Origin of the sequence: Streptomyces sp. NBC_01476, from assembly GCF_036227265.1 — a bacterium.
In the GTDB taxonomy this organism is placed as follows: domain Bacteria; phylum Actinomycetota; class Actinomycetes; order Streptomycetales; family Streptomycetaceae; genus Actinacidiphila.
The window spans coordinates 849,289-869,334 of sequence record NZ_CP109446.1 but is presented as its reverse complement, the minus strand read 5'-3'; the positions used below and the strand labels follow the sequence as shown (position 1 = coordinate 869,334).

17 protein-coding genes and 2 pseudogenes are annotated in these 20,046 nt (G+C 72.6%); 10 read left to right on the top strand and 9 right to left on the bottom strand.

The window, feature by feature from the left end:
• Nucleotide 1 precedes the first annotated feature (1 nt).
• On the top strand, nucleotides 2-1,519 hold the full coding sequence (glpK, locus tag OG552_RS03805; RefSeq protein ID WP_329129578.1) for a glycerol kinase GlpK: 1,518 nt from the start codon (nucleotides 2-4) through the stop codon (nucleotides 1,517-1,519).
• A gap of 39 nt (nucleotides 1,520-1,558) precedes the next feature.
• Here the strand turns inward: glpK and OG552_RS03800 are convergent, their stop codons facing one another.
• Complete coding sequence (locus OG552_RS03800; protein WP_329129576.1) at nucleotides 1,559-2,683, bottom strand: DNA alkylation repair protein; 1,125 nt, start codon at nucleotides 2,681-2,683, stop codon at nucleotides 1,559-1,561.
• 302 nt (nucleotides 2,684-2,985) lie between these two features.
• On the opposite strand from OG552_RS03800, the gene OG552_RS03795 reads away from it, so the two are divergent.
• The 6 genes from OG552_RS03795 (at nucleotide 2,986) to OG552_RS03770 (ending at nucleotide 9,937) form a co-directional block, all read left to right on the top strand.
• Nucleotides 2,986-3,258 carry a phosphopantetheine-binding protein gene (locus OG552_RS03795; protein ID WP_329129574.1) on the top strand — a complete coding sequence of 91 codons (273 nt, stop codon included), beginning with the start codon at nucleotides 2,986-2,988 and terminating at the stop codon, nucleotides 3,256-3,258.
• A complete protein-coding gene (locus tag OG552_RS03790; protein WP_329129573.1) occupies nucleotides 3,255-5,279 on the top strand; it encodes an acyl-CoA dehydrogenase family protein in 2,025 nt (674 codons plus the stop codon). Before OG552_RS03795 ends, OG552_RS03790 begins: the two co-directional genes overlap by 4 nt.
• Nucleotides 5,276-7,006 carry an AMP-binding protein gene (locus OG552_RS03785; protein WP_329129571.1) on the top strand — a complete coding sequence of 577 codons (1,731 nt, stop codon included), beginning with the start codon at nucleotides 5,276-5,278 and terminating at the stop codon, nucleotides 7,004-7,006. The genes OG552_RS03790 and OG552_RS03785 overlap by 4 nt, the downstream gene beginning before the upstream one ends.
• Before the next feature lie 19 nt (nucleotides 7,007-7,025).
• Nucleotides 7,026-7,859: a hypothetical protein gene (locus OG552_RS03780; RefSeq protein WP_329129570.1), complete on the top strand. Its 834-nt coding sequence runs from the start codon at nucleotides 7,026-7,028 to the stop codon at nucleotides 7,857-7,859.
• Complete coding sequence (locus tag OG552_RS03775) at nucleotides 7,853-8,119, top strand: MoaD/ThiS family protein (RefSeq protein ID WP_329129569.1); 267 nt, start codon at nucleotides 7,853-7,855, stop codon at nucleotides 8,117-8,119. The genes OG552_RS03780 and OG552_RS03775 overlap by 7 nt, the downstream gene beginning before the upstream one ends.
• Before the next feature lie 279 nt (nucleotides 8,120-8,398).
• Complete coding sequence (locus tag OG552_RS03770) at nucleotides 8,399-9,937, top strand: tetratricopeptide repeat protein (RefSeq protein ID WP_329129566.1); 1,539 nt, start codon at nucleotides 8,399-8,401, stop codon at nucleotides 9,935-9,937.
• Between the two features lie 70 nt (nucleotides 9,938-10,007).
• On the opposite strand, the pseudogene OG552_RS03765 reads toward OG552_RS03770, so the two are convergent.
• Together OG552_RS03765 and OG552_RS03760 are read right to left on the bottom strand one after the other, a co-directional pair.
• Nucleotides 10,008-10,169: pseudogene (locus tag OG552_RS03765) on the bottom strand (FAD-dependent monooxygenase); the annotation flags it as partial.
• Between the two features lie 149 nt (nucleotides 10,170-10,318).
• Nucleotides 10,319-12,628: an FUSC family protein gene (locus OG552_RS03760; protein ID WP_329129565.1), complete on the bottom strand. Its 2,310-nt coding sequence runs from the start codon at nucleotides 12,626-12,628 to the stop codon at nucleotides 10,319-10,321.
• A 168-nt stretch (nucleotides 12,629-12,796) separates the two neighbouring features.
• Between OG552_RS03760 and OG552_RS03755 the strand changes: the two genes are divergently transcribed.
• From OG552_RS03755 to OG552_RS03750, 3 genes and pseudogenes are all read left to right on the top strand, one after another.
• On the top strand, nucleotides 12,797-13,498 hold the full coding sequence (locus tag OG552_RS03755) for a class I SAM-dependent methyltransferase (RefSeq protein WP_329129563.1): 702 nt from the start codon (nucleotides 12,797-12,799) through the stop codon (nucleotides 13,496-13,498).
• Nucleotides 13,499-13,698: 200 nt separating this feature from the next.
• Nucleotides 13,699-13,920: pseudogene (locus OG552_RS36385) on the top strand (SCO2400 family protein); the annotation flags it as partial.
• 33 nt (nucleotides 13,921-13,953) lie between these two features.
• The gene (locus tag OG552_RS03750; RefSeq protein WP_329129561.1) at nucleotides 13,954-14,853 is read left to right on the top strand and encodes a hypothetical protein; all 900 of its coding nucleotides are present in this window, start codon (nucleotides 13,954-13,956) and stop codon (nucleotides 14,851-14,853) included.
• Between the two features lie 6 nt (nucleotides 14,854-14,859).
• Here OG552_RS03750 and OG552_RS03745 read toward each other — a convergent pair whose 3' ends face one another.
• From OG552_RS03745 to OG552_RS03720, 6 genes are all read right to left on the bottom strand, one after another.
• Nucleotides 14,860-15,543 carry a hypothetical protein gene (locus OG552_RS03745; protein WP_329129558.1) on the bottom strand — a complete coding sequence of 228 codons (684 nt, stop codon included), beginning with the start codon at nucleotides 15,541-15,543 and terminating at the stop codon, nucleotides 14,860-14,862.
• 94 nt (nucleotides 15,544-15,637) lie between these two features.
• The gene (locus OG552_RS03740; RefSeq protein ID WP_093737895.1) at nucleotides 15,638-15,841 is read right to left on the bottom strand and encodes a cold-shock protein; all 204 of its coding nucleotides are present in this window, start codon (nucleotides 15,839-15,841) and stop codon (nucleotides 15,638-15,640) included.
• Between the two features lie 126 nt (nucleotides 15,842-15,967).
• Nucleotides 15,968-18,241: an FUSC family protein gene (locus tag OG552_RS03735; RefSeq protein ID WP_329129556.1), complete on the bottom strand. Its 2,274-nt coding sequence runs from the start codon at nucleotides 18,239-18,241 to the stop codon at nucleotides 15,968-15,970.
• Between the two features lie 127 nt (nucleotides 18,242-18,368).
• On the bottom strand, nucleotides 18,369-18,671 hold the full coding sequence (locus tag OG552_RS03730) for a DUF6510 family protein (RefSeq protein WP_329129554.1): 303 nt from the start codon (nucleotides 18,669-18,671) through the stop codon (nucleotides 18,369-18,371).
• 1 nt (nucleotide 18,672) lies between these two features.
• Nucleotides 18,673-19,428, bottom strand: a complete 756-nt coding sequence (locus OG552_RS03725; RefSeq protein WP_329129552.1) for a ferredoxin reductase — start codon at nucleotides 19,426-19,428, stop codon at nucleotides 18,673-18,675.
• Nucleotides 19,398-19,997, bottom strand: a complete 600-nt coding sequence (locus tag OG552_RS03720; RefSeq protein WP_329129550.1) for a sulfite oxidase-like oxidoreductase — start codon at nucleotides 19,995-19,997, stop codon at nucleotides 19,398-19,400. The genes OG552_RS03725 and OG552_RS03720 overlap by 31 nt, the downstream gene beginning before the upstream one ends.
• Nucleotides 19,998-20,046 lie beyond the last annotated feature (49 nt).

The following is a 20,046-nucleotide window of genomic DNA, read 5'->3' as shown; positions in this document are numbered from 1 at the left end:
CATGGCGGACTTCGTCGGCGCGGTGGACCAGGGAACCACCAGCAGCCGCTTCATGATCTTCGACCACGACGGCAACGAAGTGGCGAAGCACCAACTGGAGCACACCCAGTACCTGCCGCGCCCCGGCTGGGTCGAGCACGACCCGATCGAGATCTGGGAGCGCACCAACGTCGCGATCCAGAACGCCGTGAAGTCGGCGGGCATCGCGCCCACCGATCTGGCGGCGATCGGCATCACCAACCAGCGTGAGACGACCGTCGTGTGGGACCCGCGCAACGGCCGGCCGTACTGCAACGCGATCGTCTGGCAGGACACCCGTACCGACTCCATCGCCAAGGCGCTGGAGCGGGACGGCCACGGTGACCTGATCAGGTCTCGGGCCGGTCTGCCGCCGGCCACGTACTTCTCCGGCGGCAAGATCAAGTGGATCCTGGAGAACGTCGACGGGGTCCGCGAGGCGGCCGAGCAGGGCAACGCGGTCTTCGGCACCACCGACTCCTGGGTGCTGTGGAACCTCACCGGCGGCCCCAACGGCGGCATCCACGCCACCGACGTCACCAACGCCAGCCGCACCATGCTGATGGACCTGGAGACGCTCGACTGGGACGAGGAACTGCTGGGCATCTTCGGCATCCCGCGGGCGATGCTGCCGAAGATCAACCCCTCCTCCGACCGTGAGGCGTACGGCACCACCCGCACCTCCCGGCCGCTGAACGCCGCGATCCCCATCACCGGCGTCCTCGGTGACCAGCAGGCGGCCACCGTCGGCCAGGTCTGCTTCGCCCCCGGCGAGGCCAAGAACACCTACGGCACCGGTAACTTCCTGCTGCTCAACACCGGTACCGAGGCGGTGCACTCCGAGCACGGCCTGATCACCACGGTCGCCTACAAGTTCGGCGACCAGCCGGCCGTCTACGCGCTGGAGGGCTCGATCGCCGTCACCGGTTCCGCGGTGCAGTGGCTGCGCGACCAGATGCACATCATCTCCAACGCCGCGGAGAGCGAGCGGCTGGCCAAGACGGTCGAGAGCAGCGACGGCATCTACTTCGTGCCGGCCTTCTCCGGACTGTTCGCGCCGTACTGGCGCTCCGACGCCCGTGGCGCGATCGTCGGCCTGGCCCGCTTCCACACCAACGGCCACCTGGCCAGGGCCACGCTGGAATCCATGTGCTACCAGAGCCGCGACGTGGTCGAGGCGATGGAGCAGGACTCCGGGGTGCACCTGGACGTGCTCAAGGTCGACGGCGGTGTCACCGCCAACGACCTGTGCATGCAGACCCAGGCCGACGTGCTCGGTGTGCCGGTCAGCCGGCCGGTCGTCGCCGAGACCACCGCGCTCGGCGCCGCCTACGCGGCGGGTCTGGCCACCGGCTTCTGGCGGGACACCGACGAGCTGCGCGAGCACTGGCACGAGTCGCGCCGCTGGGAGCCGAACTGGACCGACAAGCAGCGCGCGGACGGCGTCGCGGGCTGGAAGAAGGCGGTGCAGCGGACGCTCGACTGGGTGGACGTCGAGTAGGGGCGCGAACCCCCTCATGGACCGGGCGGCCGGCTGATGTCAGCCGGCCGCCCGGTCCGTGGTGTGCAGGACGAAGCCGGCCCGGCCGAAGCGGTGGCCGTTGACCTGGAGCTCCAGCGCGTGCGGCCCCGGGTGGTAGACCCGGGTGGTGATCGGGCGGAAGGAGTGCCGCCGCACCAGTTCGACGCTCTCGCCCGGCGCCAGGGTCCGCTTGGCCAGCTTGAAGACCTTGGGCGCGAGGCTGCCGTTGGCCTTCTGGTAGTGGATGACGTAGTCCACCGCGAGCACCACCGGCTCCGCCGAGGTGTTGCGGATCGCCGCGGTGAAGACCAGCTCGTCGCCCACCGTGATCTCCCGGGCGGCCGGCTCCGGCCCGGTCACCGCCAGCGCGTCCCGCTCGCCGCGGAAGCCGACCAGGCCGAGCGCCGCCGGGTCGCCCTTCTTCACCAGGGTGCGCATGGCGTGCCGCACCAGCCCCCGGGTGGCGCCGTCCGGGTCCTTGAGCCAGCGTTCCGCGGTGGCGACGGCCAGCTCGGGGGCGAGCCGGGAGAGGTCGTTGAGGTGGTTGGCGACCGAGCGGCGTACGGCCTCGTCCGCGTCCTTGTGGAGCAGGTCCAGGATCGGCACGGTCCGTCCCGGCTCGCGGTTGAGACCGGGCACCTGCTTGGCCCAGGGCAGCTTGGGGCGGGTGCCCTCGGTGGCCAGCCGCCGCACCGCCGGGTCCGGGTCGCCGGTCCACTCCCGTACGATCCCCAGCGTCCGGCCGAGGTCCGCGTTCAGGAAGGTCCGCAGCGCGAACTCGCCGGTCAGCCGTGGGGTGAGTGCCGCCAGCAGAGCGAGGCCGTCGGCGAAGTCCGCGGGCTGCTCCGAGGCGGTCGCGGCGGTGGCGACCGCTTCCGTCACCGGCCAGATCATCCACCCGGTCAGCTCCGGCTCGCCGAGCGCGGACCGTACGACGGCGGCCAGCGGGCGGTACCCGCCGGGCAGGTCCGCGAGGATCGCGGCGGCCACCGTGCGGGCCCGCTCGCCCAGCGCCAGCGGCCCCAGCCGGCGGCTGCTCGCGGTAACCGTCCGCCAGTCGCTTTCCTGCGGCGCCACCGCCCGGAGGATCTCCCCGAGCCGGCGGATGGACGCCGCACTGATCAGTTCTTCTGCGGTCGGCACGGTTCCTCCACGACGGCTCCCCGCGCGGTTCCCACTCTCCGCCACGGAGCCCCAGTATCGCCCGGTGCGCGCCGGGCGCCGCGGCCGGGCCCGCCGCCCAGGACGGCCGCGGCCGGGCCGCCACCGGATTCGCGCCGCCGGCACATGCCGGAAGCACAATCCCCGGCCCGGTTCACGGGACGTTTCCGGCCTCCCGCAGTTGACCATGGACACGCTGTGCGCGTTCAACTACAAAAGAAGACGCGGCAGGTCACCTACGGTGAAGAGTTCCCCAAGGTTCCCGCCGCTGGGAGTGTGATGCTGTGGAAGCCCTGTCCGTCGGCGCACTCGAAGAACTGATGCAGGAATGCCTGCCCCACACCCGGCGTCTTCCGGCCCGCGGTGAGGATCTGCTCGACTCCTCCTTCCGTGAACTCGGCTTCGACTCGCTCGCGATGGTGCAGTTCGCCGAAGCCCTGCAAGAGAAGCTGAACGTCCCGATCAGCAACCCGGAGCTGGACCGCATCGCGACCCCGAGGGACGTTCTCGATTACGTTCAGGCACATCCGGTACAGGCCGGGGAACCGGAACGGTGACGGGCGCCGGGGAGACACCGGACACCGCCCGTGCCGCGACCGCGGCAGAACTCACCGCCCTGCTCACCGACGGCCGGCAGTCCTTGCACGCCGGCCTCGCCGCCCACTTCGCCAACGCCGCGTACGACGACGCCGGCCCGGACGGGACGCACGCGGCGCCCACGACACCGGCCGGGGTCACCGCCCGTGCGTACGCCCGGCTGGCGCGGCTCAACGAGACCGTCCGGCCGGCTCGTGAACTCCTCGCCGACGTCCACCGGTTGACGGCCCTGCACGAATGGGCGGCGATCACCGACAGCACCCTCTTCGCGGTGATGACCTCCCACTACAACCTGGTCCTCGGCGGGCTGCTCAGGCTGGTCGGCGAACGCCCCGACCTCGCCCCGCTGGTGGCGGAACTGGAGGACCTGCGCGTGGCTGGCGTCTTCCTGGCCAGTGAACTCGCCTACGGCAACAACCTCGTGGCGCTGGAGACCGAGGCCCGCTTCGACCCGGCGGCCCGGGAGTTCGTGCTGAACACCCCGCGCCCGGCGGCGAGCAAGTTCATGCCGAACACCACCCTCAACGGTGTCCCCAAGCTCGGCGTCGTGCTGGCCAGGACCTTCGTCGGGGACCGGGAGTGCGGCATCCTGCCCTTCCTGGTGCGGCTGTCCGACGGAGTGCGCCCGGCGCCGGGCGTACGGATCGTGCCGCTGCCGCCCAAGCCGGTCCTCGCCCTGGACAACGCGGTCACCTCCTTCGACCGGGTGCGCCTCGGGCTCGACGCCCTGCTCGCCACCGACGAGCGCGCCCAACTGGCCGCGGACGGCACGCTCGACGGCCTGCTGCGCAACAAGATCGCCCGTTTCCTCGGCTCGATCGAGAACATCGAGGGCAGCAAGATCTGCCTGACCGCGGGTTCACTGGCGATGTCCCGGGCCGGGCTGGCCATCGCGGTGCGGTTCGCCGGGCAGCGCCGGACCTTCGCACCCGGCCGCGGCCAGGTCACCCTCGCCGACTACCGCACCCACTTCACGGCACTGACCGACTGCCTGGCCGCCACGTACGCGATGACCTTCCTGCTCAACGACACCAAGAACGCGGTGGCGGCGGTGCGTTCGGCCGGCCGCCCGATGGACGAGGCCACCATCCGGCAGGTCGCCCTCACCAAGGCGCTGACCACCTGGAACACACAGCGGGTGCTCGGGGTGTGCCGCGAACGCTGCGGCGCCCAGGGGCTGTTCTCGACCAACCGGATCATGGACTACCTGGTCGTCAACCACGGTGTGACCACCGCCGAGGGCGACAACGAGGTCATCATGATCAAGGCCGGCCGGCAACTCCTGGACGAACCCGACGCGGTCCTGGCCGGGCAGGCGGACAGCGGTGCGCAGGCGGGTACGGGCTTTGACGGCAGCGGGGAAGCCGGCACCGGCACCGAGGCGGGTACTGAGACCGGTCTTGAGACAGGCACCGACCCCGGCACCGAGGACGGCACCGACCCCGGCGCCGCAGCCGCCGGCCACGAGCCGCCCGCCGGGTCCGGCCGCTGGTGGCTGTGGCTGCTCGGCCGGCGGGCGGTCGGCCTGCGCCAGGACATCGTGGAAGGGCTGCGCGCCGGGGAGAAGGCCCGCGGTTCGGTCTTCGGCACCTGGAACGAGCAGGTGGAGCAGGTCCGGCTGCTCGCCGAGACCTGCGGGCGCCGCTCGGCCGCGGCGGCGCTCTTCGCCGCCGCCGACCGGGCCGCAGGCCCCGCCACCCGCGCCCTGCTGGCGGACCTCGCCGAGGTGTACACGCTGAGCTGCGTCGAGGAGACCGCCGGCTGGTATGTCGGCCACGGTCTGCTCGGCCCGAAGGAGACCGCCGCCCTGGAAGCACGACGGCACCAGCTGCACGGCGACCTCGCCGTCCAACTGCCCCTGCTCACCGAGGCGTTCGCGATACCCGACGCGGTACTGCGCAGTCCGCTCGCCTCGGACGACTACCTGTTGGCGTACGAGGAGTGGATCAGCACCGCGAGCCCCGCCGGGAGCGGCCGATGAGCACCGGGCCCGGGACACCACCCGATTCCGCACCCGATTCCCCGGCCGGTTCCCTGACCGGTTCCCCGGCCGGTACGGTTCCCGGCACCCTGCCCGCCGCTCTCGACGAGGCCGCCCGGCAGCACGGCGGGAGACAACTGGTCTTCCCCGAGGCCGGGGAGCGCTGTACGGTCGCCGAACTCGCCCACCGTTCCGCGCTCTTCGCCGATGTGCTGCACACCCACCAGGTGGGCGGCGACGAAGTGGTGGGCCTGCTGGCGGAGCCGGGCACGGCGTTCTTCACCGCGTTCTTCGGCGTGCTCCGGCACGGCGCCGCCGCCACCGCGATGCCCGCGCTCTCCGGCCTCGGCAGCCCGCAGACCCAGGCGGAGCGGCTCGCCCCCTTGGTGGACACCACCAGAATGCGCCATCTGATCGTGGCGCCGGAACTCGCCCCCTGCGCCGAACTCCTGCGACGCCTGCGGCCGGCGCTGCGGTTGATCCCGATGGACGCCCAGGGCGCCGTGGTCCGTACCGGCGACCCCGACCCGTACGCGCTGGCCATCGTGCAGTTCACCTCGGGCAGCACCAGCGCGCCCCGCGGGGTCACCTTGACCCACACCGCGGCCGTGCACGGGGTCGAAGCGCTCGCCCGCGCCTGCCGGGTCACCCGCGAGGACACCTGGGTCAACTGGCTCCCGCACTACCACGACTTCGGGCTGGTCACCGATCTCGTCCAGCTCTTCCACGGCGGCGACCTGCACATCGTCAGCCCGCTCACCCTGATCCGCCGGCCCCGCGCCTTCCTCGAGTACGTGGCGGCCTGCGGCGGCACCTGCCTGGCCGGCCCCAACTTCGCTTACGAACGGATGGCCTCGGCCGCCGACCCCGCCTGGATCTCCACCCTCGACCTCTCCCGGCTCCGGCTCTGCCTCAACGGCGCGGAACCGGTCGTCCCCGGGACACTGGAGCGCTTCGCCCGGGCCGTCGAGGCGGCCGGCGCCCCGCCGAACGTGCTCTGCCCCGGATACGGCCTCGCCGAAGCCACCCTGGTCGCCGCCCTCTGCGAACCCGGCACCCCACCGCGGATCGAGTACCTGCACCGCGAACTGCTCGCGGCCGGCCGCATCGAACGTGTCCCGGCGGGCGACCGCAACGCCAAGGCGGTGGTGTCCGCCGGCCGGCCGGTGGACAGCGTACGGACCCGGATCACCGACGCCGCCGGCAAGCCCTGCCCGGAAGGAGCCCTGGGCGAGATCCAGTTGCGCGGCCGCTCCCTGACCACCGCCTACCTGCACGAGGAGGAGATCACCGCGGCCTCTTTCGACGGGCCGTGGCTGCGCACCGGCGACCTGGGATTCCTGCTCGACGGGCACCTCTTCATCGCCGGCCGCTCCAAGGAGATGATCATCGTCCGGGGCGTCAACTACTTCCCCGAGGACGCCGAAGCGGTCGCCCGCGCCGTCCCCGGGGTGCACCGCGAGCGGTGTGTCGCCTTCGCGATGAACCCCACCGACCCCGACGAACACCTGATGCTCGTCGCCGAGTCGGAGGCGGCCGACCCGGCCGAACACGCCCGGCTGGCACGGGAGATCGCCGGCCGGATCTCCGAACACCTGGGCCTGGCGGCCGTCGAGGTGCGGATCGTGCCGCCCCGCTGGCTGCCGAAGACCACCAGCGGCAAGTGGCGCCGCGGCGCCGCCCGCAGCCGGCTGCTCACCGAGCGGCCGCCGGCCCGGGAGCGGTGAACCGGCCGTGGTCCGTACCGTGTCCGAACGGGTCAGGAGCAACCCCACCCAGTTCGGCGAAGTGGAGATCCACCCCCGCACCCTGCTCTCCCTCGCCGTCGACGGCTGGTCCTGCTGGCTGGAGGAACACCTGCGGCCGGTGGCGGAGCTGATGAGCCGTTACGGCGTCGGCTTCCCGCTGGCCACCGCCGAACTCCGCTTCCCGCGGCCGTTCACCTTCCTCACCGCCACCTCCTTCCACCGCGAGACGGACGTCGTCTTCCGCCGCCCCCGCAACGTCACCGTCAGCTGCGACACCGTCTTCCGCGACGCCGCAGGGGACTTCGCCGAGGTGCGGCTGACCGCCACCGTCTCCCGCTTCACCCCCGGCACCCTGTGCGGCGCCACCCTCGGCAGTCTCCCGGACGAACTCCTCGCCCGGCTCGGCCCCGACGAGCAGGGCGCGCGGCGCCGGCACTCCACCCTCGCCGACCGCGTCACCCACCTCGAAGCCACCGCCAAACGTCTCACCCCCGACCACCACCGCGCCGTCACCGCCCACCGGCACCTGTGCGAGCCGGGCGACCAGTGGACCTTCGTCCCCCTCCCCGACCTGCTCGCCGAGGGCCGCGAAGCACTGCTGCTCGCCGAGGAGACCACCGCCGCGCACCTGTTCGCGACCCTGGCACTGCGCCACCGCGAGCTGGCCTTCGACCTCCACCAGCCGCTCGGCCTGCTGGAGACCGCCCGGCTGACCACCACCGCCTACCAGGACGACACCGGGCCCGCCTTCGTCCACCGCATCACCTCTGCCCGCGGCGAGCCGCACGCCCTCGCCCTGGAGACCTTCACCCCGGGAGGACCACCATGGTGATCGTCTGCGCCGGCTCGCTGCTGCGCTATGTCGACTACCGGCGCCGGCTCCAGTACCCGGCCGCCACCGTCCGCGAAGCCCTCACCGCACTCACCGAACAGCACCCCGTACTGGCGCCGCTGCTGCTCACCCCGGAGGGCGAGCTCCGCGCCTCGCACCGACTGATCCTGCGCGACGCGCTGCTCGGGCCGGCCGAGCTCGACACCCCGGTGGGCCCCGACGACCGCCTCGAAATCCTCACCTCGATCTCCGGCGGCTGAACACGCCGCGCACCCGCGGCCGTTGGCCGGGCGCCTCCGGTGCGGGACACGGGAACCACCGGACCGTCCGCGCACGTCCAACCCCCTATCGGTGAGCTGTGCGGCCCTGCCGGTAAGCTCCCCGGACACAGTGAGCGTGCGCCTGTCAAAGGTGCCGTGGTCAAGGGCATGACGGGGGGAGTCACGGTGGCTTGGGACCAGTACGGGGGAAGCGGCGGAACCGGCGGTACGGGGGGCTTCCCACCGCCCCCACCGCCCCCGCCGGCCTACCCGCCGAACATGCCGGCCTACCCGCCGCCGGCCCCGCCCGGACCGCCGGACGCGCTGCGCGCGGTCGCCGTCGGCCTGCTCAACCTCAGCGGGCTGGGCCTGGGTTACGCGCTGATGCGGCGCTGGTTCGCGATGGTCGTCTGCTGGCTGGTGACCGGCATCCTGCTCGTCACAGCCCTGCCCGCCACCCCGGACGGCATCTCCCACGGACCCGTCATCGCCTATCTGGTCTTCCTGGTCCTCGCCGCCCTGCACGGCGCCGCCCGGGGTCTGCGCACCCCGCTGGTCTGGCCGCCACAGTCACCGATCGCCGCGCTGCTCGGCCTGGTGCTGCTCGCCGTCCCGGTCGGCGGGTCCGTCCTCTACGGCAACGCCCGCGACGAGGCCACCCAGAAGATGCTGCTCGAACGGCTCGCCACCGCCGACCAGTTGGTGCGGACCGCCAAGGCCGCCTCCTTCTCGGCCGGCGAGAGCGACTACCGCAAGGCGCTGGCGACGTACAAGGAACTGCACGACGACCACCCGGACTCCCGGGCCGGCCGGAGCGTTCCCAGCCGGCTGACCACGTACTACACGACGGTGGCCGCGCCGTACGACCAGAAGAAGTACTGCGACGCGATAGCGCCGCTGACGTACCTGCGCACCGTGCCCGCGACCTTCGGCAAGGACGGCCTCGGCCAACTGGCCTCATGGCCCGACGACCGGCTGGCGACCTCGCTGTACGAGTGCGGGGCGAGCGGCCTCGACCAGGCGGAGTCCGCCACCCCCGGCAGGGACGACGAGGACGCCTTCGCCGACCTGCTGACCACCTTCCCGAAGTCCCCGCAGGCCGCGAAGGTCGAACCGGCCGTCAAGGCCACCATCGACAAGGCCGCCAAGGGCCTCACGGGCAGCGATCCCTGCACCGCCACCGACCGGCTCCGCGACCTCGGGCTGCGCGCCACCAGCCTCGGTGACAAGGGCGGCAAGGACGCCGGTTTCGGTGACGCGCTGGGTGCGGACTCGCGCAAGGCGGCGGGCTATGTGCAGTCCGGTACGTACTCCTGCGGTGTCCACCAGTACAGAACCGGCGACTTCGAGGAAGCCGTCGACACCCTGAACGGCTTCGTCAAGGCGTATCCGCACAACCGGAACCGGACGCTGGCCGGCAAGATCACCATCGCCGCCGAGATAGCCCAGGAGGAACCGGACGCCGGAAAGCGGATGCCGACCACCTCGACCGCCGGCGGCATCAGCATGACGGTCAGCAACGACAGCCCCGACGCGGTGGAGGTCCTCTACACCGGCCCGGTCACCGGCCGCTTCACCCTCAAGGGCTGCGGCTCCTGCCACCGTTACGCCACGCAGGCCGAAGCCTCGGGCGCCGCCTGCAAGTCGGGCAAGAGCTACCCGAAGAAGACCATCAGCCTGCCGCCCGGCACCACGTACTTCCTCCACAAGCCCGCCGACGACTCCGACGACACCCCGGGCACGGACACGGTGAAGCTCCGCAACGGCTACATCTACACCGAGTGCGCCTACACCGTGCAGAGCCTGCTCGGCTACTAGCCGTCCGGCGGGATCACCGGCTGAGCCGTGGTCGTGCGGCTGCGGGTCACGATGCCTGTGCGGCGCCGTTCGTCCCGACGGACGTGACGCCCACGTACTGCGGGGTGGCGTCGGCCAGCAGCGGACGGATCCGCGACCACGCCCCGTCCGCCCCGACCAGCACGCCGGCGGTGACGGTGGCGCCGTCGCTGAAGCGCAACTCGTGGCGTCCGTCGCCAAGAGCCCGCACGCGAGCAGTTCCTCGCCGGTATCGATCTCATCCTGGCCGGCATCGAGACCGTGAACGGTGCGGGCAAGGACAGTTCTGACGGGTAGCGGCCCAGGTCTCACCGGGGCCGCGCCCACTCCTCACCGGCCGGAGCTTTCCGCCGGGGGTGGTGCTCAGCCGCCGGCCGCGGCGCGCGCGAAGCGGCTCAGGAGGCGGGGCCGGCGGGCGAGGCGCTGCGACGCGGCAGCGGCCCTGGCCGGCGCCACGATCGCGCTCTGGAAGCGCCGGGCGACATCGAGATGGTCGGCGGTCCAGATCAGCTTGATCGCGGTCCCGGTGCCCCGGCCGTCACCACCGGTGAGATCACGGCGGACCGCGTCCGTCAGGCGGTCCTCGGCGGCCGGGTCGCGCGGCATCAGATCCGGCACCTCACCGCCGGTGGAGAGGGCCCTGGCCGCCTGCCGGTACCAGTCGCCGAGCCGCACTCCGCCGCGCAGGATCTCCGCCCGGGCCGCGGCCCGTTCGCCCGCCGCCGAACCGTCGTCGTGCGACCACAGCCCGAGGATCGCGTCCGCGGTCAGCCGGAGCACCGCGACCCCGGTGAGCAGGACGGTGACGTCCGCCAGCGGCAGCCGCTTGGTGCCGTGCTCGGCCAGGAACTCCCGGAACGCGTCGTCCAGCCGCCGGGCCGCCGCTGCCGCCTCCCGCCGCTCCTCGCCGGGCTCGGCGGCGGTCGGCACCACGCTGTCGCACCGGGTCACCGCGTAGGTGACCGCCGACAGCAGATACCGGCCGCTCTCCGCGAACGCGTCACCCATCGCCCGGCCCAGCGCCGCCCCCGCGCCCCGGGGCCAGAACAGCACCCCGACGCCGAAGCTCACCGCGCAGCCGATCGCCACGTCCTCGATCCGCACCAGCCCGATCGACCAGCCCGCCGGATCGATGATGTTGAAGAGGATGAGCAGCGTGGCGGTGAAACCCGCCTGCCCGGCCGCGAACGAGATCGCCGCGGGCGCCAGCCCGGTGAAGGCGATGGCGAGCGGCAACAGCAGCCAGAACACCGTGGTGTTCGAGCCGACGACGTAGATCAGCCCGCCGCCGACGATGATGCCGCCGACCGTGCCCAGCAGTGCGCGCAGCGCGTTCTGCCCGATCAGCAGCGCGTTGGAGCGCAGCACCGCCATGGTGCCGAAGACCACCCAGAACGAGTGCTGCACACCGGTGAGTTCGGCGACCAGTACGGCGAGTCCCAGCGCGATGCCGCCGCGGACGCTGTTGTGCAGCCACACCGAGTGCGGGTCCACATGCGCCCCCGCCCGCTCCCGCACCGACGACACGACGGTGGGCACCCCTTCCGGCCGCGGACCCAGCAGGCGCTGCCACCAGACCCGGTCCCTGGCGGTCACCGTCAGCTCGATGTTCCGCACGATGGCGGCCACCGCGAAGCTCAACTCCTGTGCGCGGAAGCTCGGTTCGAGTGAGCCGATGAACCCCTCGACATCGGTGTCGGCGGCGGCCCCCCGGGGCAGCGCGGAGGTCACCGCCTGTTCCATGGCGGCCCGGGCGTCGCGCAGCCGCCGGAGGCCGAGCCGGAGGCCGTCCGGGTCGGCGACCGCCGACTCCAGCCGGTCGGCACCGCGTTCGAGCAGATCGGCCGCGGCGAGCTTCACCTCGCACACCTCGGCGTCCGACACCACGGCCGGCCCGTCCTGCGGGGTCTGGCGCAGGATCTCCGCCAGCCACACCACCTCGTCGACCAGCCGGACCAGGGTCCGGGCCGCCGCGGTCAGCCCGGTGGGGCGGTAAGGCGTACCGAAGAACGAGGTACGCAAGGCCGCCACGGCCGCGTCCGACTCCGCGATCAGCTCGTCCCGGGCCGCGCGGCGCCCCGGCGCGACATCGGTCCGTATGCAGTCCACCTCGGCCCGCAGCCGGCGGGCGAGCAGCGCGCAGGATCTCGCGGTCGCCGCCCGCAGTGGCTCACGCACCGGCAGCGGCCACAGCAGGCCGACCGCGATCAGGGACGCGGCGCCCGCCAGGAACCAGCCGCCGAGCCGCTCGGGGATGCTGCCGGCCGGCGCCGGCACGGCGACCGCGATGATGAAACCGACCAGCAGCGAAGTGGCCGACCCGGCCAGCACCGAGCTCACCACCCCGGAGAACAGGACCGCGAAGCCGACCACGCACATCGCCGGCGTCGCCGCCCACACCTCCTGTGAGGCGAGCGTCCCCAGGCAGATCAGCACCGCCCCGGTGAGAATCAGCGAGAACTGCGCGGCCAGCCGTTCCCGCATCGTGCCGCCGAAATCCACGAAGAGGAGCAGCGCGATCGAGCCGACCGAGGTGAAGATCGCCATCGCCGGATTACCGATCACCTTCTCGGAGACCGCGAAGAGCCCGGGGGCGAGGATGCCGGCCCGGCCTGCCCGGCGCAGAGCCGCGAACCCCGGGTCGCGCGTGCGCAGCGTCTGGAGGAGCTTCACGGGGATTCCCTTGCTGCTCGGGGCGGTCGGGGCAGCAGAGTAGCGCGGGAGATCCGCACCGCAGGGCAGCCACCCGGCGCCGCTCCGGACCGGTCACCGGAGCGCGCCCGGCGGCCGGACCGGAACCACGGGCGGGAACCCCGGATTCCGACGGCCCGTTGCACGGACATGACTCCCAAGACGCGGGCAGGGTACGCAGGGACGGGTCCGGGGCCGATCACGCCGGACGGCTGCGCGGTGGAGCTCTACACCCGGCTGTCCATCGGCGCGGAACCCGGCATCATCGCGGGCGCCGTGCCGGCCGGCGCGAGCATCCTCGAACTGGGCGCCGGTGCCGGCCGGATGACACATCCGCTGCTGGACCTCGGGTTCACCGTGACCGCGGTGGACGAGTCGGCTGAGATGCTCGCCCACGTCCGCGGGGCCCGCACCGTGTGCGGTCCGATCGAAGACCTCGGCCTGGACGAGAAGTTCGACGTTGTCATGCTGGCCTCCTTCCTCGTCCACGCCGCCCGGACCGGCCTGCGCGACGCGCTGCTGGCCGCATGCCGCCGGCATGTCGCCGACGACGGCTGCGTCCTCATCCAGCGCGAGGGGGAGGACTACCACGCCGACGTCCCGCGTGAAATCGTCCATCCGGCCGGCTATACGGTCCGCATCCTCTCCGTCGAGCCGGTCGGCGACGGCGTCAACTCCGTCCACTCCGAGTATGTCTTCCCCGACGCCGTCTGGACCCAGACCTTCCTGGCCCGCCCCCTGACCAAGGACGCCTTCGAGTCCGCGCTCGCCGCCGCGGATTTGCGGGTGGACCGCTATCTCACCGAGGACCGCGTCTGGGTGCGGGCCGTGCCGCTCGGCTCGGCGTCCTGAGGGGCGGCGGTCCGGTTACGGTCAACTGCCGCCGCGGAAGCGGCGGTTGACTCGTGGTGGCGATCTTTTCAAGAGCATCACACGGCGTGCGCAACCCCTTCAGAAGCGGCTGTTAGCGTTGCGCGCTGCCCGGTCGCGGGCGAACGTGAGCACGGCACCGGCGTCTTCCGGTGGCGGCAGCCGGCACAGAAAGACCGCGAATGGACCACTGCTCCACCTGCCGTCGTCCCCTCGACGGCGCCCTCGTCTGTCCTGGATGCGGCGCGTACGCCCCCGACATAGACCCGCGGGGAGCCGTCGCGAGGGCCCGGGCGGCACGGCAGGCGGACCCGGCGGCCGAGCGCGCCACGGCCGGGCCGACCGGGGAGGAGGCCGGAGGGGCCGAGCGCGCCGCGGACCGGCCCCGGCGGCAGGACGGTGGCGAGGCGCGGCCCAGGCCGGCAGCCGGGGAGAGCGTGACCCCCGAGGCGGAAGCCACTCCGGGCCCGGCCACCGCGGGCCTCGCGGCCCCGGACGATCCCATGGACTCCGAGGACTCCGCGGATTCCGTGAACCCGGAGCGCCCAGCGGATGCTGCGGACCCGCAGGGCACCGCGGGCTCCACGGACCCGGAGAAGACCGCGGACTCCGAGCGTCCTGTGGGCCCTGCGGACCCGGAGCACCCCATGGGCTCCACGGACTCGGAGCGCCCGGCAGATGCTGCGGACCCGCAGGGCACCGCCGGCTCCACGGATTCCGAGCGCCCCGCGGATTCCGCGGACCCGGAGAGCACCGCGGACCCGGAGCGTCCCGTGGGCTCTGCGGACCCGCAGCGCCCAGCGGGCTCAGAGGGCCCCGAGGACCCGACGCACCCGCGGGACCCTGACGCCCCAGCCCTGCGTGACGGCCGCGCGGGCCGGCGGCTGCAGGCCGGCCGCTGGCGGGTGAACCGCCGCCGTGCCGCGGTCGCCGCCGCTGTCGCCTTCCTCGGCGGCGGCCTCACCCTCGCCGCCGTCGCCGCCGCCTCGAAGGGCCCCGCCCCGGTCTCCGCCCCGGACCGGACGGCTTCGCCGTCGCCCGGCGCGACCACCGCGGCTCCGGCCCCGTCGGGCGGGGACATCGACGTGGTGACCTCGTCGCGCGATGCCACGACGCCCGACCCGACCAGGCCCGGCGCCGGCGCCGGTGCGTCCCCGTCCCCGGCGGCCACGACGCCCGCTGTGACCACCGGGGGCCGCCGTCCGGTCACCTCGGCTGCCACCGGCGCGAGCGCGACCGGTTCCCCCGCCCCGACGGCGAGCACCCGGCCGCCCACCTCTCCGGCCTCCGCGACGCCGACCCGGCAGGTGTGCGTGCTCCACCTCTGCCTGCCCTGACCCGCGTCAGCCCCGCGGGTAGCCGATCTCGGTGATGTCCTCGGCCAGTTCGGCCAGGGCGACATGAGGGTTGACCGCGGCGACCACCTCGTCGGTCAGGGGGCCGAGGGCGAGGATGTGCCGGATCGCCGCCAGATCCACCGGCACCTCGTAGTAGTCCTCGGCGAACTGCTGGAACGCCTCCGCCGAGCGGTCCGTGAGCAGTTGGAAGAGGTACCCCGAGCCGTCCGGGTCGCCGCTGCTGACCTCGGGGAAGTCGATCGTCCCGGCGCGCCAGGCGTCGTCCTTGGCCTCGCGCCACAGGCACGCGGTGACCACCGGCATGCCGTCCTCGTCGGTGAAGGCCGGCTCCTCGACGTAACCGCGGAAGACCTCGGGCACCTCGTCGAGCACCCCGGGCCACGGACCGTCCTCGGCATAAGGGCTCATCGCCGACTCGTGGTCGAAACCGCGGATGTAGGCACCCGCCGAGGAGAAGACGATGGAGTACTCGGCACCCGAGCCGTTGCGCATCGAGGCCATCTCCTCCGACTCCGACCAGCGTGCGGCGAAGGAGTGGTAGCGGCTCTCCCAGTCGGGGCTGAGGATCGCCTCCAGCATCGCCAGCGAGCGGCAGTGGTCGCGGAGTTCGGCGATCTCGGGCAGCTGCCGAGTTATGTCATGTACGGTCACGCTCTTATCCAAGCGCATACCGCGGGTGAGCCGAAAAACGTGGTGCTCACCGAACGGGTGGCGGGCCGGCCGGGCGTGGCCGGCGGCCCGCCACCGAAGCGTTGGGCAGCGGTCAGTGCGCCCGGACGATGTTCTCCGCCTGGGGTCCCTTCTGGCCCTGGGCCACGTCGAAGGTCACGGCCTCGCCCTCCAGGAGTTCCCGGTAGCCCGAACCCGATATCTGGGAGTAGTGCGCGAAAACGTCGGGGCCACCTTCCTGTGCGATGAACCCGTAACCCTTCTCGGAGTTGAACCACTTCACCGTGCCACTGGCCACTGTCTGTCCTTCTGGTCCGCTGTCAGGGACCGCTGTTCTGCGGCCCCGGGGCCGCCCCCGACGGGACTCCCCACGGCTACGTACCCCACCGCGACGCCGGTCATGCAAGCGCCGGGCCGGCGCGGTTCAGACCCGGTGGGAGGTCAGCTTGCGGTCCTCGCCCTCGACCGGCGCACCGAGCGGGCGGGCCAGGCCCACCACGCCTTCGTCCAGCCGCTGGAGGTGCCGCAGCACCCGGAAGGTGACCGTGCCGGAGCGCACCGCCGCCGACCCGGTGCCCTCCAGCATCGACGCGATGCTGGGGCCCGCCCGCAGGCCCTCCTGCGGTGTCTCGTCGTGGACCCGGGCGAGCAGCACGTCGATGTTGTGCGCGATCCGCCGGCCCACCGCCGCCAGCCGCGGATCGGCGGCGACGCTCTTGCTGTACGGCACCAGTTCGGCGGTCGCGGCCAGCGCACGGGCGTGATAGGCGCACGTCTCCAGCAGGGCCACCAGATACCGCACGGTCCGCCGCCGTACCCGCAGCGGTGTGATCGCGTACGTCAGCGGGCTGGTGGAGCGGCGCAGGTCGTCCACCGCGGTGTCCAGCTCCCGGGCCATGTCCAGCAGATCGGCCGCCGGCCCGCCGCTGAGCTGCTCCACCGCCGCGGTCACCACGTCCCGCAGCCGGGTCAGCGCGGTGCTCAACTGCTCGTCGGTGTGCTGATCGGTGTGCACCGGCAGGATGAACAGCGCGGCGATGACACCGCAGGCCGCACCGAGCGCGGTCTCCTCGATGCGCAGCAGGAGCACCGACAGGCTGTAGGTGTGCAGCAGGGTGTAGAGCAGCCCGAGCATCGCGGTGACGAAGAACGACATCAGCGCGTACGACAGCGGCGCGGTGAAGAACATCGCGAAGATCAGCAGCAGGACCAGGGCGAACGCGGTCCAGGTGTGCCGGCCGACCAGGCCGGCGAGCAGCACACCGGCGACCACGCCGAACATGGTGCCGATCAGCCGCCGGTAGCCCTTGACCAGGATCTCGCCGCTGGAGGAGGTGTTGAGGAACACCACCCAGCAGGTCAGCACCGCCCAGTACCAGCGCTGGGAGGAGAGGAACTCGCCGCCCACGATGGCGAGCGCGGACCCCGCCGCGACCTGCGCCGCGGTGCGGGTGGTCCGGCGGTCGAGGCCGGTCTTGTCCGCCTTCGGCTCGGTGGCGAGCGCCACGTCCTCGGCCTCGAACTCCTCGCGTGAACGGGCCGTTTCGGCTGTCTCGTCGGTCTCGTCCACCGGCCCGTCGAGTGCCAGGCGCAGCCCGAGCACCGCGCGGGCGGCCTCGCCGATGCCCCGGAACGCCTCCTGGACGGCCGGCGGGGCCGGCGGCAGGTTCTCCTCGTCGCGGTAGGAGAGCAGCCGGTTGCGCAGCTGGGCGATGCCGGTGCCGCGGTCGTCGGAGCCCAGCCGGGTCACCAGCAGGTGGAGGGCGCGCAGTTCGGTGCGGAGCAGGCGCAGCGCGTCCTGGGTCTCATCGCTGGGGCGGGCCGGCGCGGGCAGCGGGGCCTGCGGCAGGTGCAGGGTGAGGGTGTCGGCGCGCTCGGCGCTGCGGGCGCTCAGCAGCAGCACCCCGAGCCGCTCGGTGGCGATCTCGGCGTCGGCCACCCGCCGCTGGAGCAGTGACGCGGTCGCCTCGTCCCGGGTGCCGTCGTCGAGCCTGGCCTGGATCATCAGCGCGGTCTCGTGCAGCCGCGCGGTGTCCTTGCGCAGGTCCGCGACCACCCCCTCCAGTTGGTCCGCGGTCGCCTCCACCACGTCCAGCTGGGTGGCGATCAGCTCCGCGACGCGCGCCCGGAACGCCTGGCGCAGCCGTAGCAGGGTGCGCTCCGGGGTCTCCGGGACCAGCGCGAAGCGGACCACCGTGCTGCAGACGAAGGCGATGACGATTGTGAGGTAGAGCCTGGGCAGCACGGAGGACGTGGCGTGCACGAAGAGCGACAGGAAGTAGACCTGGAAGCTGATCAGTCCCAGCGCGCTGCCGCGGTCGCCGAACCGCCGGATGTAGGCGGCGCCGAAGATCAGCAGGATGAAGAAGATGTCACCGGCGATGACATGCGGGTTGAGCAGCGCGCCCAGACTCACCGACACCAGTGCGGCGGGCAGGCAGAGCGCCAGCGTCATCGCCTGGTCGCGTACCCGCTTGTCGCGGATGGCGAAGGTGGACACCATCGACGCCATCGCGCCGGCCACCATCTGGGTAACGCTGCTGCCCATCAACTCCAGCACCAGGAGCGTCAGACCGATCGAGCCGACGGTGCGCAGCCCTGCCATGAGCCGCAGCAGTCCCGGGTCGGACGCCGCATAGCGGTCCCAGATGCGGGTGCGTGCCCTCCGTGTCCTCGGTGTCCTCGGTGCTTTTGTCATCGTGCTGTCGCGTTCCCCTGCCAAGATCGGAGCACGCCAAGCATCGCATGGTCCCGCCGGTGACCGGAGGGGGCCGCGCAGGTGACCGCGGCGGGGGAGGGCTCTTCAACGGTCCCGCCGCCGGGCGCTAGTCGGTGTCGAGGGGGACTGCCAGGGCGACCGTGCCGCGCATGTCCAGCCAGGCGTTGCCGGGCGCGCGCACGATGCGCAGCACCACCTCGCCGCAGTGCGGGCAGCGGGCGACCAGGGACGGCGCGTGGCCGTACACCCGCAGTGCCGCGACCGGTCCTGTGCTGCCGCAGTGCGCGCAGCGGGACACCGCGGCGGTCAGGTCGACCGCGAAGATCTCGGAGAGCGGCCCGGCCAGGACGTTCCCGTCCTGGTAGGCGTCCTGAACGGCCTTTCCCGCTGTCGCGCCGGTGGGGTCCATGTCATCCTCCGCTGGGGCCGAAGCGTTCGGTACGGATACGGGCCGGGTGGTGGCCGAGCGCCACCAGCATCCCGGCCGCGGCCTCCACGAAACCGGTGGGCCCGCACACGTAACAGGTCGGCTGGAAGTCGGCCGGCCACCCCCACCGCGCCAGGTCCTCAGGCGCCAGCCGTCCCGGGGGCCGGGTCCAGCCGTCGGGCACCGCACGGGTGTAGACGTACGTGGTGTCGAGGCCGGCCGAGCCCCGGTCCAGTTCGGGCCCGTAGAGCCGGTCGGCGGGTTCGCGGACCGAGTACAGCAGCCGGAACGGCACCCGGCTGCCGATCATGCCGCGCACCCGGACCATCGACATCAGCGGCACCACCCCGGAACCGCCCGCGACCAGCAGCACCGGCTCCATCTGGTCGGGACGCCAGACGAACCAGCCGCCGACCGGCCCGCGGATCTCCACCGCGTCCCCGACCGCCAGCTCGTCCGCGAGGTACGGCGAGACCTCACCGTCCGGGACCCGCTGCACCGTCAGCTCGACACGGTCCGCGTCCGGCGCGGAGGCGATCGAGTAACTGCGCTGGGTGCTGTAGCCGTCCTCCGCGGTGAGCCGTACATCGACATGCTGCCCCGGCAGGTGGCCCGCCCAGCCGGGCACGTCAAAGACGAGGGTCTGCGCCGTCGGCGACTCCTCCCGCCGCTCGACCAGTGCCGCCGCCTGCCAGCGCAGCCGCGCCGTCAGTCGCCCTGATACCGCTGCTCGCGCCATGGGTCTCCGTAGTCGTGATAGCCGGCACTCTCCCAGAACCCCGGCTCGTCCTGGAGCAGCAACTGGATGCCGCGCACCCACTTCGCCGACTTCCACAGATACAGGTGCGGGACCAGCAGCCGGGCCGGGCCGCCGTGCTCGGCCCCCAGATCCTCGCCGTCGTAGCGGTGCGCGATCCATGCCTTGCCGTCGAGCAGGTCCTCCAGCGGCAGGTTGGTGGTGTACCCGCCGTAGGAGTGGACCAGCGCGAACTCGGCCTCGGTCTCGACGTCTTCCAGGAGCACATCGAGTGAGACGCCCTCCCACCGTGTGCCGAACTTCGACCACTTGGTGACGCAGTGCAGGTCGACGGTCGGCCGCTCGGTCGGCAGCGCCATCAGCCGGGCCCAGTCCCACCGGTGCTGCGTCCCGTCCTCGGTGGTGACCGTGAACTCCCAGTCGTCGTGCGTCACTCTGGGTGTGGGGCCCGCCGACAGCACCGGGAAGTCGAAGGTCTCGTACTGCCCGGGCGGCAGCTTGTGACCCGATTCGGGCCTCCTGCCGTGGAACCCGCGCGAAATGATGGGCATGACGCGCCGCCCTTCCCTCGCCGTGTCTGGATCTCGCCGTCCACCGGCG

Bases quoted from the DNA above. Each gene is read 5' to 3' on its own strand.
- OG552_RS03755 (WP_329129563.1), top strand. From the start codon at position 12,797: ATGACTCCCAAGACGCGGGCAGGGTACGCAGGGACGGGTCCGGGGCCG.
- OG552_RS03775 (WP_329129569.1), top strand. From the start codon at position 7,853: ATGGTGATCGTCTGCGCCGGCTCGCTGCTGCGCTATGTCGACTACCGG.
- glpK (WP_329129578.1), top strand. From the start codon at position 2: ATGGCGGACTTCGTCGGCGCGGTGGACCAGGGAACCACCAGCAGCCGC.
- OG552_RS03730 (WP_329129554.1), bottom strand. From the start codon at position 18,671: ATGGACCCCACCGGCGCGACAGCGGGAAAGGCCGTTCAGGACGCCTAC.
- OG552_RS03735 (WP_329129556.1), bottom strand. From the start codon at position 18,241: ATGACAAAAGCACCGAGGACACCGAGGACACGGAGGGCACGCACCCGC.
- OG552_RS03725 (WP_329129552.1), bottom strand. From the start codon at position 19,428: ATGGCGCGAGCAGCGGTATCAGGGCGACTGACGGCGCGGCTGCGCTGG.
- OG552_RS03745 (WP_329129558.1), bottom strand. From the start codon at position 15,543: ATGCGCTTGGATAAGAGCGTGACCGTACATGACATAACTCGGCAGCTG.
- OG552_RS03770 (WP_329129566.1), top strand. From the start codon at position 8,399: ATGCCGGCCTACCCGCCGCCGGCCCCGCCCGGACCGCCGGACGCGCTG.
- OG552_RS03720 (WP_329129550.1), bottom strand. From the start codon at position 19,997: ATGCCCATCATTTCGCGCGGGTTCCACGGCAGGAGGCCCGAATCGGGT.
- OG552_RS03785 (WP_329129571.1), top strand. From the start codon at position 5,276: ATGAGCACCGGGCCCGGGACACCACCCGATTCCGCACCCGATTCCCCG.